The sequence below is a fragment of the Microbacterium hibisci genome (assembly GCF_015278255.1).
Lineage (GTDB): Bacteria > Actinomycetota > Actinomycetes > Actinomycetales > Microbacteriaceae > Microbacterium > Microbacterium hibisci.
In genome coordinates this window covers 82,714-96,629 of the sequence record NZ_JADIJC010000010.1, presented here as the reverse complement: position 1 = coordinate 96,629, position 13,916 = coordinate 82,714, and the positions used below count along the sequence as shown (strand labels likewise).

Here is a 13,916-nt window from a genome sequence, read left to right as displayed (position 1 = left end):
CGAGACACCGGGGAAGGTGCGGCGCCGCGCCGCGTGACCACAGCGCCGTCTGCGCGGAGGTCTGCCGTGCTCAAGCCACCCCGCCGCGCCGGAGGCGCAGCCGATCCTGTGCGAGCAGGATGCCGAGGAAGATCACCAGGGCGCCGACGGGCTCGTTCCACGAGATCGTCTCGCCGAGGATCACGATGCCGAGGAGCACGCCCACCACCGGCGTGATGTAGGTCACCGTCGACGCACGCGTCGGCCCCCATGCGCGGACCGTGTTCTGGTTCCAGACATACGCGATCCCGGTGCCGAGGCATCCGAGCAGCACCAGGCTCGCGACGATGGGCAGATCCAGCCGCACCGGCGTCAGCACGAGGAACGGCGTCAGGATCGCCATCACCACGCCGGCCATCGCGATGTAGCCGAACGTGAACGCGAGGGCCGACATGCCGGTGTTCGACACGAAGCGGCGCATGTAGGCGAGGCTGAACCCGTAGCTCGCGGTCGCGCCGAGGATCGCGATCTCGGGCACGAGGCTGCCGCCCGCCGCGATCCCCTGCCACGGCGCGATGATCACCATCACGCCGAGGATGCCGACGCCGATGCCCACGACCTGCAGCGCCTTCAGCCGTTCGACGCGGAACACCAGCCACGCCATGATCGCGGTCATGATCGGTGTCGTCGCGTTGAAGATGCTGGCGAGCCCGGAGCTGACGTACTGCTGAGCCCACGAGAACAGCAGGAACGGGATGACGCAGAAGGTGAGTCCGAGCACGGTGAGGTGCGCCCACACGCGCAGGCTGCGCGAGAGGTGCTCGCGGCGCAGCAGCACGAGGGCGCCGAGCGTGAGTGCGCCGAGCAGGATGCGGGTCCACGCCACCTGCGCCGGGGAGATGCCGGTGAGCGCGACCTTCATGAACAGGAAGCTCGAGCCCCACACGACGCCGGCGAGCACGAACTGGATCGCGACGCCCTTCGGGGAGGGCGCGGCTGGGGGTCGCACGGCGGTCGTCGAGGCGGTCGAGGTCACGAGCCCCACGGTACGCTCGCGCGTCGTCGCGAGCGCTCGGGGGCGGGTGCGACGTCCGAAATCCGCCGATGTGCGACGCTTCGGCTACGGCACCGGGTGCTCGGCGTCGTAGGCGCGGAACCGGGGGCTCAGCCGGACGAGCGTGGCGACCAGCGCGATGATCACGAAGCCGCCGAGGAGCGGCGGGAACCAGAGTGCGGTGAGCGTCGCCAGGGTGCCGGCGTACAGCGCGCCCAGGCGGGGGCCGCCCGCGACCACGACGATGAAGACGCCCTGCAGGCGGCCGCGGATCGCGTCGGGCACCGCAGCCTGGACCATCGTGTTGCGGAAGATCGAGCTCACGTTGTCGGCCGCCCCCGACACGGCGAGCACGACGCACGCCAGCGCGATCAGCAAGATATTGGGCGTGTCGGCGTCGACGCCCTCGGGCGCGAACCACCCCAGCGCCGCCGCGCCGAGCACCAGTCCGAGCGCGGCGATGGCGGCCCCGTAGACCACGATCGCCCGCTCGATGCCGAGGCCCTGACGACGGATGCCTCCCACCCGGCCCGAGAAGAGGCTCGAGGCGAACGCGCCGGCGGCGACCGACGCCGTGAGCACTCCTGTCGTGATCGGCCCGCCGCCCAGCAGCACCGCGCCGATCGCGGGGAACAGCGACAGCGGCTGGCCGAACGTCATGGCGATGATGTCGAGGATGAACTGCAGGCGGATGTTCGACGCGCGGCGGAGGAAGCCCCAGCCGTCCCGCAGCGACTCAAGCCCCGGCCGCACGATGGCGCCCTCGGGGCGCAGCCTCGGCAGAGTCCACAGGCCGAGGAACAGCGACGTCATGAGCACGACGTCGAGCGTGTACGTCCAGGCATACCCGGTGAAGGCGACGAGGAGGCCCGCCAGCGCAGGCCCCGCCATCACCATGATGCCGACGGTGATGCCCCCGAGAGCGGATGCCGCGGCCAGCAGCTCGCGGGGGAGGAGCCGCGGCACGATCGCCTGCCGGGTGGCGAGCACGATCGAGTTGGCCGCGGAGTTCACGATGCTGAGCGCGTACAGCCACCACACGGTCTCGAGCTCGGCCCAGGTGAGAGCGGCCAGCAGCGCCGTGGACCCGAAGGTGACGGTGGCCGCGATGAGCGCGACCGCGCGCCTGTCGAAGGCGTCGGCGAGCATGCCGCCGTAGATGCCCGCGATGATCATCGGCACGAGACCCGCGACCGCGATCATCGACACCGCGAACGTCGACCCGGTGAGGTCGTACATCTGCAGCATGATCGCGACGATGGTCAGCTGCCCGCCGAGGCCGGCGAGGGTGGACCCGATCCACATGCGCGCGAACGCAGGGCTTGCACGGAACGGCCGCAGATCGATGAAGTGGCTGCGATGCTCCGTGGTCACTCGACGATCCCGACCCGCACCGTGCACTTCACCGTCTGAGCCTAACCGCGCGCGGGCGACGCGCAGTTCGCCGCGGCATCCGTTCGCTGGTAGACTCTTCAGGTTGCCGTTGGATCGGCCGCGGAGAAAGAGAGCTCGCACATCGGGTGACGGGCACCGCGCAACAAGCAGAGAGGGGATCACCTATGGCACTGGAAGCAGACGTCAAGAAGGCGATCATCGAAGAGTACGCGACGCACCCCGGTGACACCGGATCCCCCGAGGTGCAGGTCGCGATGCTGACGCAGCGCATCAAGGACCTCACCGAGCACCTCAAGGAGCACAAGCACGACCACCACTCGCGTCGTGGGCTGTTCCTGCTCGTCGGTCAGCGCCGCCGTCTCCTGGGCTACCTCCAGGACATCGACATCAACCGTTACCGCTCGCTCATCGAGCGCCTCGGTCTCCGTCGATAAGGCATCGACCCAGCGTTCAATCGCGCAAAACATTCTTGTGAAGGCCTCCCCACGGTGTGGGGAGGCCTTCTTCGTGCCCGGCGGATGCCGCGGCCTAACCCGCGGCGGACGCCCGTGCTGCGACCAGGTCGGCGTGGTGGATCTCGGCGACGTCGGGGTGCGCGCGCAGGCGCGACTTCAGCGCGTTCTCGCCGTAGAGCGCGTGGATCGGGTTCGTCGGATCCTGCGTGACGCCGCGCGCCTGCGCGGCGAGCTCGGCTGGGAGCTCGATGAGCGGCAGGCGCTTGTCGAGGGCCGGGTTGAAGAAGAACGGCACCGAGATGCGGTCGTCGGGGTAGCGCGGGGAGATCACGCGGTGCTTCGTCGCGATGAGGTAGCCCTGCGTCGCGTACTCGAGCAGCTCGCCGATGTTGACGACGAACGCGCCCGGCACCGGCGGGGCATCGACCCACTCTCCGTCGCGCTCGACCTGCAGCCCGCCCTTGCCGGGCTCGACCCACAGCAGTGTCAGGACGCCGGAGTCCTTGTGTGCGCCGACGCCCTGCTGCGGCGTCGGGTCTTCCTTGCCGGGGTAGCGGACGATCTTGATCAGGGTCGAGGGCTCGCCGAAGTGCTCGTCGAAGTAGTTCTCGGGAGCGCCGAGCGACAGCGCCCAGGCGCGCAGCAGCTTGCGCGCGACGCCCGACAGATGGTCGTGCCACTCCGAGACGACCTCGCGCAGCTCGGGCTGCGCCTCGGGCCAGAGGTTCGGGCCGATGAGCCGCGAGAAGTCGGGCGCCTCGGGCTCGGTCACGGCTTCGCGCTCCGGCCCGATGTCGATCTGCTCGCGCCAGTCGACCTTGCCCTGCGTGCGCTCGCCGCCGACGCGGGTGTAGCCGCGGAAGTGCGGGCTGTTGACGTTCTCGATGGCGAGCTTGTCGGCCTCGGGGAGGGCGAAGAAGTCGCGCGCGGCGCGGTGCAGGCGCGCTTCGAGCTCGGGCGAGATCCCGGTGCCGGTCAGGTAGAAGAAGCCGACGTCGTGGGTCGCGGCGCGCAGGTCGTCGCGGAACCGCGCGGCGGCCTCCGGTCCCGCGTCGAGCCGGGAGAGGTCGAGGATCGGCAGGTTCAGCTCGGTCATGCTGTGAGAGTAGGCGGATGCCGCGGCATCCGCTCGATTGTTGCCCCAGGTTTCCCGCCCCCGCCGTCCGGCCCCCGCCCCGCCGGGCCGGAAGCGCGAACGGGTATGTTCCCGCACACCCGGTGTGCGGGAACATACCCTCTCGAGGTTCCTCGCGGGGGTCAGGGTCGAGCGAAGAACGTGCGGATGTCGCCGACGACGAGCTCGGGCACCTCGAGCGCTGCGTAGTGGCCGCCGCGTTCGAAGCGGCTCCAGTGCACGATGTTCGAGTTGTCGCGCTCGGCGAACACCTTGATCGTCTGGAAGTCGTCCTTGAAGACGGCGACGCCGGTGCGCGCGTCGCTCACGCGCGGTTCGGCGGCTGCGAGCGCGTTGTCGCGGTAGGCGCGGCTCATGCCGGCCGACGCGTTCGCGAACCACGCGACGCTCACCTCGGTGAGGATCGCATCGAGCGGCACGAGCGCAGTGCCGTTTCCGAAGGAGTTGAAGAGCTCGGCGTAGGCGAGGTGGCCGACGGGGGAGTCCGACAGTGCGGCGGCGATCGTCTGCGGGCGCGCGGCGTTCATCGTGTTGTAGGCGCCGACCGACTGGAACCACTGCATGTGCTCGAGTCCCGCGTAGTCCTGCGGCTGGAGCTTCTCGAACTCCGCCGGGTCTCCGGACGGGAACGAGAAGAGCTGCAGAACGTGCAGACCGAGGAACCCCTCCGGATCGAGCAGCCCGAGTTCGCGTGCGACCATGGCGCCGTTGTCGCTGCCGTGGATGCCGTACGACTCGTAGCCGAGGCGGCGCATCAGGGTGTCGTAGGCGGCCGCGACACGCCCGACGGTCCAGCCGGTCTCCGTCACCGGCTGGCTGAAGCCGAAGCCCGGCGCGTCGGGCACGACGACGTCGAACGCGTCCTCGGCGCGGCCGCCGTGGGCGACGGGGTCGACCAGGGGCTCGATCATGTCGAGATAGTCGACGAAGGAGCCCGGGTAGGTGTGGGCGAGGATCAGCGGCGTCGCGCCCTCGTGCGGCGACCGGACGTGGAGGAAGTGGATCGTCTGGCCGTCGATCTCGGTGGTGAAATGCGGGAACTCGTTCATGCGCGCCTCGACGGCCCGCCAGTCGAAGCCGTCGCGCCAGCGGGCGACCGCTTCGGCGAGGTAGCCGTTGGGCGTGCCCGACTCCCAGTCGTCGGCCGGGGCGGGCTGCGGGAGGCGGGTGCGGGCGAGGCGGTCGGCGAGATCGTCGAGCTCGGCCTGCGGAATGTCGATGCGGAAGGCGCGGATGCCGGTGGCGTGGGTGGTTGTGTTGCTCATGTCTCCGACGTTACGGTCGAAACAGGCAAGGTATGTTCCTGTTTTCCTTTTTGTCCTGAAGTGGGTTTTCGATGGCAGAGACCTCCGCCCGGATGCTCGCGCTCCTCGCCCTGCTGCAGAGCCGCCCGCGCTGGCCGGGTCCGGAGCTGGCGGCGCGGCTCGGTGTGTCGGTGCGCACGATCCGCAACGACGTGGAGAGACTGCGATCGTTGGGGTACCCCGTCGAGGCCGAGCGCGGACGCACCGGTTCGTATCGCCTCGCGGCCGGGGGCAAGCTGCCGCCGCTGCTCCTCGACGACGAGGAAGCCGTCGCGGTCGCGATCGGGCTGAGGGTCGCCCGGGGAGTGGCGGGCGTCGACGAAGCGGGCTCACGCGCCCTCGCGAAGCTGCTGCAGGTGCTGCCCGAGCGCCTCCGGCCGACGGTCGATGCGGTTGCGACGACGGTGGACAGCGGCCCGGAGAACATCGGGACGGATGCGCCCGACCCCGAGGTCGAGCCGCACGTGCTGAGCGCCGTCGCGCAGGCCGTCCACGACCGGGAGTGGCTGCGATTCGAGGATCGCGGCACGCCCCGACGGGTGGAGCCGTACCGCCTCCTCAGCTGGCAGCGGCGCTGGTATCTGGTGGCGCGCGATCCTGATTCGGGTGCCTGGGAGACGTTCCGCCTGGATTGGATCGAGCCTCGGATGCCCACGCGGCGACCCTTCGAGCCGATGCCGGTGCCCGGCGGAGACTTCACGGCGTTCGCACTCCGGTCGATCGCCGCCGGCGGCTGGAAGGTGCACGCCCGGCTGCGGATCGCCGCTCCGGCGGAGCGCGTCATCGCGCGCATCAATCCCACGGTCGGAGTGGTCGAGGCCGTCGACCCGGCCACCTCGGTGCTCGTCACCGGCGCCGACAGCCTCGAGACCATCGCGGCGTACATCGGCATGCTCGGGATGGACTTCACCGTCGACTCGCCCGCCGAGCTCGTGCCGCATCTGCTTCACCTCGCGGACGTCTACACGCGCGCGGCGCGGCCCGGCGTGCGGGAGTGATCCGCTTCCGTGGGCGCGTGACGGGCCCCGGCAGCAGCCGGGACCCGTCGAGCGCGCCGTCCGTCAGGGGGTCGGGCGGTTCATGTCCGGGATCGTGATCGGGGTCGTCAAACCCGATGCTCCGCGGTTGAGGAAGGCCATGGCGATCGCGCGCAGCAGCTGGTCGAACAGGTAGAAGTTCACCGGCATCACGGGAATGAGGCCTTCGCGGAACAGGATGTACGAGGGCCAGCCCACCCGGATCGTCGCCGCCGACACGTAATCGCGCTTGAGGCCGAGCCAGTCGCCCACCTCGTTGCCGAGCTGGTAGCGAACGAACTCGTTGAGGAACCCGCGCGTGAGGCCGAGGTCGACCTGTGCGACGAGTCCGAGGAGCACCTCGGCGAGATACTTGCCCTCGGTCGTCGGTGCGAGGATCGGCGTCAGGATCTGCGCGGCCTGCGCGTGAGCGGCATCCCAGCTCGCGGGGATGTACTCGTCCTTGACTCCCAGGAAGTGCAGTGCGACCTGCCAAGAGTGCAGGAACGCCTCCTCGTCCGCCCGTGACATCGGCACCTTCCACTCCTTGAGCTTCTGGTGCGCGAACGTCCCCGTGCTGTGGAACGTCACCAGGATGTCGTGGTTCGAGATGGGGATCTGCTCGTCGTGGCCGCTCGCCTGCCAGTGCGGCGACTGGGGGAGCAGATGACGGACGGCGGCGTGCACCATGCGCGTGCGGTTGGCGGTGACGATGAACTCGCCGGTGTTCTCGAACGCATTGATGTCGCTGAGGTCGTAGCCGAACGAGAACGTCTTCGCGGCGCGGTCCTGCATGTCCGCACCGCCCTTCGAGTGATAGACCGATCGGGCCTCGCGCGGGATCACCGTCGACATGATGCCGCCGCCCACTCCGTAGATCATGAACAGGTAGGTGTCCTTGCGGCGGTTGAAGTCCGCCGCCCGCCGGAGCTTGGTCATGTCGGCCCACGGCGGCAGCTGCTTGTGGCCGTTGAGCCATCCCGAGACCTCCGGGGGCAATCCCGAGGGGATCGGCTGCCAGTTGTTGACCCAGCCGTCCATCGCGGCGTTCACCTGTGCGGTCTGGCCCGCGTCGATCATGTTCGCGATGATGCCGTCGATCTCGTCGTCCCAGACCCACTGCGGGTCGACGCCGCTCCCGGCCCCGACGATGGACTGGCTCGGGGCCCACGTCCATTCGCGCTGGGCGGCCACGCCGGTCGTCGCTGACGCGGCCTTGGGCACCACCGCGCCCGCGAGGCCGAGCGCCGCGCCGAGAGTCAGCACGGAACGTCTGTTCATGTCGGTCACTTGCCGCCTTCTTCCCGAAAAAGGGATGGGCCGACCCCGGCCGCCACGTCACCTTCGACGTGCTCCGTTGCGCTCAGCCCATCCAGGACTGATGTGATTCGCCGTTAACATATGGCGATGCGCGAGATCGCGCAACCCCTTCGTCAGGAGCGGCGTGCGGGGCAGGATCGAGCGGGTCAGCCGTTCTGCCGCGGGTCGGGCCGCGGCACGCGCACCTGCTCCCGTGGACGACGGGATCCGGTGGGATCGTTGCGCCGTCCCTCGCGGCGGGCGAGGCCGCCGTCTGCGAACAGCCACGCGGGGCGGGGCTCGATGAGCGGCCGGAATACCCTTCGCACCGGACGGGTCGCCAGTCCCAGTGCGACCAGCACCGAGCCCACGATGACCAGCGGCAGCCACAGCCACGTCGGCTCGGCATTGCGCAGCAGTCCGCTCTCGCGGAACGGGTAGAGCACGAACGAGTGCAGCAGGTAGACGTACATCGTGTACTGGCCGAAGTGGGTCCACCAGTGGGTCTCGCGGGGGAGCAGTGCGAAGAAGGCGGTCGACAGCACGACCGCGACGATCATCAGCGCGAGGCGGACGCCGCCCGCCCACCACTGCGTGCCGCCGATCGAGGCGTAGTTCTCGTCGTAGAAGAGCCACTCGCGCAGGTTCATCGCACGCCACTCGTCGACGAAGAACCAGGCCGCCCACGCGGCGACCGCGAAGGCCGCCAGACCCGACGCCCAGACCCACCACGGGCGCCGGTCGAGCAGTCGCAGGCGCGAGACGATGTCGTGCTCGCGCAGCCACCATCCGAGCGTGAAGAATGGCAGCAGACCCAGCGTGCGCGAGAGCGAGAAGGTCGAGTCGATGTTGGGCAGGTAGCCCGCGCCGATGGAGATCACGACGGTCCAGACGAGCGGCCAGCGCAGGAGCGCGAGGTACGGGAGCACGACGCGGAAGATCCCGAGGGCGAGCAGGAACCACAGCGTCCACGAGGGCTGCGTCAGGTTGGGGTTCGCCTGCCCCTCCACGATCCACTTGGTCAGCGTCCACAGGCCCTCGAACACGACGTACGGCACCAGGATGTCGGTGATCACGCGCGCCATCTGCGTGCGGGTCGGGGCGTCCGACTTGGAGAAGTAGCCCGAGATGATCGCGAAGGCGGGCATGTGGAACGCGTAGATGACGAGGTAGAGGCTCAGCGCGATGTCGGAGTCGTACGTCAGCCGCTGCACGGCATGCCCGAGCACGACGAGCACGATGCAGGCGAAGCGCGCGTTGTCCCAGAACGGCGTGCGCCGTTTCGCGCGGGCGACCGACCCCGTCGGGGTGGTGGTCGCCGTGGGCGGAACGCTGCTGCCGGTCATCGTCACCTCTCGCCGGGGCGCACACCACACTATCCGCGCGCGCCTTTCCCCGGTGTCGCTTGACACCGGGACGCGCGCTGCTCGAATCTGAGTGCGAGCGTGCCGACGACGCGGCTCAGAAGGAGACGTGCGATGACGGATGCCGCGACCGACGCTCTCGCCGAGGACACCTCCGGGGCTCCCGTCGTCACCGTGAGCACCGGACGCATCCGCGGCACTCGGGACGGCGCCCTCGACCGCTTCCTGGGCATCCCGTACGCAGCGCCGCCCGTCGGCGAGCGCCGCTTTCGCGCACCCGCGTCCGCCCCCGCATGGGAGGGCGAGCGGGATGGCTCGGCCTTCGGCCCGACCGCTCCGCAGCAGCCGTACGGCGCCCACGTCGCGAAATACCTCCCGACGGTCGAGATCGCCGGCGACGACATCCTCACCGTCAACGTGTGGACGCCATCGGACCGTCCCGCAGGAGCCGCCCTCCCGGTCCTGGTGTTCGTACACGGCGGCGCCCTCACCCGCGGGGCCGCGGCACTTCCGGCGTACGACGGAGAGAGGTTCGCGCGCCACGGCATCGTCTACGTGTCGATCCAGTACCGGCTCGGGCAGGAGGGCTTCGCGGTCCTCGACGACGTGCCGCGAAATCTCGGCGTGAGCGATCAGGAAGCCGCGCTGCGCTGGGTCCGCCGTGAGATCGCGGCGTTCGGCGGGGACCCTGCGCGCGTGACCGTCATGGGCCACTCGGCCGGGGCCAACACGCTCACGGCCCTGCTCGCCCTTCCCCAGGCGAAGGAGCTGTTCGACCGCGCGATCCTCCAGTCGGGGCCGCTCACGGCGCAGCCGGCGAAGAAGGCGGGCCGGATGACGCGCGAGGTCGCGCGGCGGCTGAAGATCGCGCCGACGAAGGCCGCCTTCGCCGCCGCCGACGCGCACGCGCTCGTCGCCGAGCAGACCGCCATCGCCGCCGGCAGCGGCTCTCCGCTCGGCCGAAGCCCGGCCGTGGCGCTCGCCATCGGCGGCGATGCCGTGCCCCGCAACCCGCTCGACGCGCTGATCGACGGCGCGGGGCGCGACATCCCGGTGCTCATCGGCTCCACGAGCGAGGAGTACCGGCTGTGGCTGGTGCCCACCGGCGCGGTGGATCGCGCCACGGCGCTCACCCTCGCCGTCGCACGGCGCTTCGCGCGCGTGCCCGCCCGCATTGTGCGCGCACACCGGTCGCGCCGGCCGGAGGCGACACCCGGCGAGATCCTCGGGGAGGTCGTCGGCGACATGCTCCTCCGCGGGCCGATCGTGCGCTTCGCCGACAGCCGGGCGGCCGCCGGGGCGCCGACGTGGGTGTACGAGTTCCGCTGGCGAAGCCCCGTGGATCGGCTCGGCGCGGCGCACGGCATGGAGCTCGGGTTCGTCTTCGACCGCTTGGAGGCGCCCGATGCCGTCGCGATGGGCGGTCCCGACGGTCCGCAGGCGCTCGCCGATGCCATGCACGGGGCGTGGGTCGCGTTCATCGTCGACGGCGACCCCGGATGGGAGGCCTGGTCGGCGCGCCGGCCGGTGCAGGCGTTCGACGCCGACGGCGGCCACATCGACTACGCGCCGCGCCAGGACGAGCTCGACGGGCTGCCCCGGACGTAGTCCGACGGGCGCCATGGCGAGGATGCGGTCTCCGAGACCGGCCATGCGCCGTGCGAGACGACGCCGCATCGGCTCGCGCGCGACACGCTGCGGCTCTTCGCCGGCGCGCGGTGACGGGACGGATGCCGGGGGCTCCGGCATCCGTCCCCGCACTCACTTGATGGAGCCCCGGGTGACGCCCGAGATCACCCATCGCTGGCTGAAGATGTACACGATGAGCAGCGGCGCCATCGCCATCAGGTACGACGCGAAGGCCACCGTGTAGTCGGTGTTGAACTGCCCCTGGAACACGTACTGCGCGAGCGACAGGGTCCGTGCGGAGGGCTCGGTCAGCACCACCAGCGGCATGATGAAGTCGTTCCACGCCCACACGCACGTCAGGATGCCGACCGTCGCGTTCATCGGCATGAGCAGCGGGAAGATCACCTGCCAGAACACCCGCCACGTCGACGCGCCGTCCACGCGGGCGGCCTCCTCGAGCTCGATCGGGATCGATCGGATGTACGCCGTGTAGATGAAGATGTTCAGCGACAGGCCGTAGATCGTGTACAGGATGATCATGCCGGCCTGGTTGTCGAGACCGAGGAGCGAGGTCTGCTTCACCAGCGGCAGCATGATGATCGGGAACGGGATGAACAGCGCCGCCAGAAGGTAGAAGAACACGCCCTTGAAGAACGGCCGGTGGATGTTGCGCGCGAGCGCGTACGCCACGATCGAACTCGTCAGCAGCGTGAACACCACCGAGCCGACGGTGATGATCGCCGTGTTCAGGAGCGCCTGCGGGAAGCTCGTGCGCACCCACGCGTCGGCGAAGTTCTCCCAGCGGATCGGGTTCGGCAGCTCGAAGCCGGTGCCCTGCGTGAGCTGATCGGGCGTCTTCAGGGCGACGACGACGGCCAGATACAGCGGGATCAGCACGGTGAGCGAGCACACCGCGATGAGGGCGGTCGCCCACCAGTTGGTCTTGCGGGTGTCGTCGTCGGGCTCGCTGCGGCGCTTGCGGCGGCCGTTCGCCGCGACGGCGTCTGCCTCCTGCTCGAGCTGAGTCGCGGTGTTGGTCATGGTGGTCATCAGAAATCGGCCTCTCTGCGCTGAAGGACCCGGAACTGGAAGAGGGAGACGACCGTGATCACGATGAAGAAGATCACCGCGTTCGCCGTCTGGTAGGCGAACTCGCCGCCCGAGAAGCCGCCCCGGAAGATGAGCAGCGTCACCGATTCGGTCGACGTCCCCGGCCCGCCGTTGGTGAGGGCGACGATGGGGTCGAAGACCTGCAGGAACCCCTTGAGGCTCAGCACCACGTTGATCGTGAAGAACGCGCCGATGAGCGGGAAGGTGATCGACCGGAACTGCCGCCAGGGCGACGCGCCGTCGAGCGATGACGCCTCGTAGAGCTCGGCCGGGATCGTCTGCAGCCCCGACAGATAGATGATGATCGCGAACGCGCACGCCTGCCAGACCGCCAGCGTCACGATCGCCGTCCAGGCCCACGTCTCGCTGGTGAGGATGTTGTCGCGGAACAGCGGGATTCCCGACAGGATCTTCGGCAGCGAGTTCGAGAAGAAGAACTGGAACACGTAGCCGATGACCAGGATCGCGAGGATGTACGGCACGAAGTACACGCCGCGCCAGAAGTTGCGCGCCTTGATCTTCGCGTTGAGACCCAGTGCGATCGCGAGCGAGATGAGGTTCGTCAGGATCGTCGCGACGATCGCGAACAGGAACGAGAACCCGTAGGCCTGCAGCACGCGATCGTCTTTGAAGAGGTTGACGTAGTTCGACAGCCCCACGAAGTTCCAGGCGCCGTAGCCCGCGTAGTTCGTGAAGCTGAAGAAGATGCCCACCACGACGGGGAGGGTGTGGAACGCGGCGAACGCGATGACCGCGGGCCACACCATCCAGTAGTACGCGGGCAGAGCGCGCGAGGAGTCGCTGCGCGTGCGGGTCGCCCGCTTGCGGGCGGTGCCGGCCGATGTGGACCGGACGGCTTCGGTGAGAGTCGCCATTGTCATTCTCCCGTCACGGGGATCGTGCGGGCGGCCACCTTGGCCCACTCGCGGTCGAGGGTCTGGAGCGCCTTCTCGGCGTCGCCGTCGAAGAGGAACTGCTGATCGGTGGGGATCAGCGGGATGGCCGGCGGGATCTGGTGGTCGATGAAGCCCGTGATCCGCCGGTCCTCGAAGTACGGCCGCACCGACTGCAGTGCGGGGTCGTCGCTGAGCTCGGCTCCCTCGACGGAGGGCACCATGTTCTGCGACGCGGCGAACTGCTCGATCACCTCGGGCTGGAACACGTACTCGATGAACCGCATCGCCGCATCGTGCTTCGGGTTGTCCTTGCCGAGAGTGAAGACGACGTCCACCCCCGAGACGAGCAGGCTCTCATCGGGCTCGTCGGCGGGGTACGGGAAGATCCCCATCCGGATGTCGGGGTTCACCTGCTTGATCGGGTTGGTCGCCCAGATGCCCTGCAGGAGCATGGCGGACTCGCCGCGCGCGAACGCCGCGTTGCCGTCGTCGTAGGTTCTGCCCCGATACCCCTCCTGCATGTACGAGAACAGCTCGTACTGACGGTCCATCGCCTCGGCGAAGTCCTTCTCGAACGACACCTCGGAGTCGGGTCCGACGTTCTCGCCCTCTTCGCGCATCTTGTCGAAGAAGTCGTCCTGCGCGGGATACGCGCCGAGGGCGTTCCACGACGGGATGCCGGTCCACGAGTCCGCGAGCGTGCCGTAGAACGGCTGGATGCCGGCCTCGACCAGCGCGTCGCACACCGCGATGAACTCGTCCCAGGTCTGGGGGACCTCCAGGCCCTGCTGCTCGAAGATGTCCTGGTTGTAGATGACGCCGTTGGCGTTGTTGACGTAGCCGAGGCCGTTCACCTCGTCGCCGTACGTCCCGAGGTCGGCCAGGATCTCCTGCACGGCCGGGTTGATCGTCTCGAGCACCGGCTCATCCGAGAAGTCGTAGAACACACCGGCCTGGGCGAGCCTGCCGAAGTTGCCGTTGGCGTTGAGGGTGATCACATCGGGGACGCGGTCCTTCACCAGCAGCGTCCGGATCGCCGTGTCGGCATCGGCCACCTGGTTCTGCACCACCCTGATGTCGGGGTTCTCGGCCTCGAAGTCCGCGATGATCCGGTTGAAGTCCTCGAGCGCCTCGCCCTTGAACTGGAAGAAGTTGAGGGTGGTCACCCCGTCCGCGGGATTCTGGGCACAGCCGCCGACGGCGACGGCTGCGGCGGCGACGGCGACGACCGCGAGCGGTCGGGTCCATCGTCGTTGAGTGGTTCTCATGGTGCGCCTCCT

Annotated in this window: 12 protein-coding genes; 3 read left to right on the top strand and 9 right to left on the bottom strand. The window is 69.2% G+C overall.

Going from position 1 to position 13,916, the window contains the following annotated elements:
* Positions 1–70: 70 nt before the first annotated feature.
* Positions 71–1,015 (bottom strand): DMT family transporter, encoded by a 945-nt coding sequence (locus IM770_RS16370; protein WP_203582224.1) that lies wholly within the window; start codon positions 1,013–1,015, stop codon positions 71–73.
* Positions 1,016–1,099: 84 nt separating this feature from the next.
* Positions 1,100–2,407, bottom strand: coding sequence for an MFS transporter (locus tag IM770_RS16365; protein ID WP_203582223.1), 1,308 nt, complete (start codon positions 2,405–2,407; stop codon positions 1,100–1,102).
* Positions 2,408–2,592: 185 nt separating this feature from the next.
* Between IM770_RS16365 and rpsO the strand changes: the two genes are divergently transcribed.
* A complete protein-coding gene (gene rpsO, locus IM770_RS16360; protein WP_005048780.1) occupies positions 2,593–2,862 on the top strand; it encodes a 30S ribosomal protein S15 in 270 nt (89 codons plus the stop codon).
* Positions 2,863–2,956: 94 nt separating this feature from the next.
* Here the strand turns inward: rpsO and IM770_RS16355 are convergent, their stop codons facing one another.
* Together IM770_RS16355 and IM770_RS16350 are read right to left on the bottom strand one after the other, a co-directional pair.
* On the bottom strand, positions 2,957–3,979 hold the full coding sequence (locus IM770_RS16355; protein ID WP_203582222.1) for an isopenicillin N synthase family dioxygenase: 1,023 nt from the start codon (positions 3,977–3,979) through the stop codon (positions 2,957–2,959).
* 161 nt (positions 3,980–4,140) lie between these two features.
* Positions 4,141–5,283: an epoxide hydrolase family protein gene (locus IM770_RS16350; protein ID WP_203582221.1), complete on the bottom strand. Its 1,143-nt coding sequence runs from the start codon at positions 5,281–5,283 to the stop codon at positions 4,141–4,143.
* A gap of 71 nt (positions 5,284–5,354) precedes the next feature.
* Here IM770_RS16350 and IM770_RS16345 point away from each other — a divergent pair, with 71 nt between their 5' ends.
* Positions 5,355–6,320, top strand: a complete 966-nt coding sequence (locus tag IM770_RS16345) for a helix-turn-helix transcriptional regulator (protein ID WP_203582220.1) — start codon at positions 5,355–5,357, stop codon at positions 6,318–6,320.
* A 63-nt stretch (positions 6,321–6,383) separates the two neighbouring features.
* Here the strand turns inward: IM770_RS16345 and IM770_RS16340 are convergent, their stop codons facing one another.
* Both IM770_RS16340 and IM770_RS16335 read right to left on the bottom strand, forming a co-directional pair.
* On the bottom strand, positions 6,384–7,619 hold the full coding sequence (locus IM770_RS16340; RefSeq protein ID WP_239066343.1) for an oxygenase MpaB family protein: 1,236 nt from the start codon (positions 7,617–7,619) through the stop codon (positions 6,384–6,386).
* A gap of 185 nt (positions 7,620–7,804) precedes the next feature.
* Positions 7,805–8,983, bottom strand: a complete 1,179-nt coding sequence (locus IM770_RS16335; protein ID WP_203582218.1) for an acyltransferase family protein — start codon at positions 8,981–8,983, stop codon at positions 7,805–7,807.
* Positions 8,984–9,115: 132 nt separating this feature from the next.
* Between IM770_RS16335 and IM770_RS16330 the strand changes: the two genes are divergently transcribed.
* Positions 9,116–10,609: a carboxylesterase/lipase family protein gene (locus IM770_RS16330; RefSeq protein ID WP_203582217.1), complete on the top strand. Its 1,494-nt coding sequence runs from the start codon at positions 9,116–9,118 to the stop codon at positions 10,607–10,609.
* Positions 10,610–10,762: 153 nt separating this feature from the next.
* Here IM770_RS16330 and IM770_RS16325 read toward each other — a convergent pair whose 3' ends face one another.
* Genes IM770_RS16325 through IM770_RS16315 form a run of 3 tightly spaced genes read right to left on the bottom strand, consistent with a single transcriptional unit; the run spans position 10,763 to position 13,904 of the window.
* A complete protein-coding gene (locus IM770_RS16325) occupies positions 10,763–11,680 on the bottom strand; it encodes a carbohydrate ABC transporter permease (protein WP_203582216.1) in 918 nt (305 codons plus the stop codon).
* A complete protein-coding gene (locus IM770_RS16320; RefSeq protein WP_203582215.1) occupies positions 11,680–12,615 on the bottom strand; it encodes a carbohydrate ABC transporter permease in 936 nt (311 codons plus the stop codon). The genes IM770_RS16325 and IM770_RS16320 overlap by 1 nt, the downstream gene beginning before the upstream one ends.
* A gap of 2 nt (positions 12,616–12,617) precedes the next feature.
* Positions 12,618–13,904 (bottom strand): ABC transporter substrate-binding protein, encoded by a 1,287-nt coding sequence (locus IM770_RS16315; protein ID WP_203582214.1) that lies wholly within the window; start codon positions 13,902–13,904, stop codon positions 12,618–12,620.
* Positions 13,905–13,916: the final 12 nt, after the last annotated feature.

What these genes read in the sequence shown, in the direction of transcription:
- rpsO (WP_005048780.1), top strand. Translation starts at nt 2,593, where the DNA reads ATGGCACTGGAAGCAGACGTCAAGAAGGCGATCATCGAAGAGTACGCG.
- IM770_RS16355 (WP_203582222.1), bottom strand. Translation starts at nt 3,979, where the DNA reads ATGACCGAGCTGAACCTGCCGATCCTCGACCTCTCCCGGCTCGACGCG.
- IM770_RS16350 (WP_203582221.1), bottom strand. Translation starts at nt 5,283, where the DNA reads ATGAGCAACACAACCACCCACGCCACCGGCATCCGCGCCTTCCGCATC.
- IM770_RS16345 (WP_203582220.1), top strand. Translation starts at nt 5,355, where the DNA reads ATGGCAGAGACCTCCGCCCGGATGCTCGCGCTCCTCGCCCTGCTGCAG.
- IM770_RS16340 (WP_239066343.1), bottom strand. Translation starts at nt 7,619, where the DNA reads ATGAACAGACGTTCCGTGCTGACTCTCGGCGCGGCGCTCGGCCTCGCG.
- IM770_RS16335 (WP_203582218.1), bottom strand. Translation starts at nt 8,983, where the DNA reads ATGACCGGCAGCAGCGTTCCGCCCACGGCGACCACCACCCCGACGGGG.
- IM770_RS16330 (WP_203582217.1), top strand. Translation starts at nt 9,116, where the DNA reads ATGACGGATGCCGCGACCGACGCTCTCGCCGAGGACACCTCCGGGGCT.
- IM770_RS16325 (WP_203582216.1), bottom strand. Translation starts at nt 11,680, where the DNA reads ATGACCACCATGACCAACACCGCGACTCAGCTCGAGCAGGAGGCAGAC.
- IM770_RS16320 (WP_203582215.1), bottom strand. Translation starts at nt 12,615, where the DNA reads ATGGCGACTCTCACCGAAGCCGTCCGGTCCACATCGGCCGGCACCGCC.
- IM770_RS16315 (WP_203582214.1), bottom strand. Translation starts at nt 13,904, where the DNA reads ATGAGAACCACTCAACGACGATGGACCCGACCGCTCGCGGTCGTCGCC.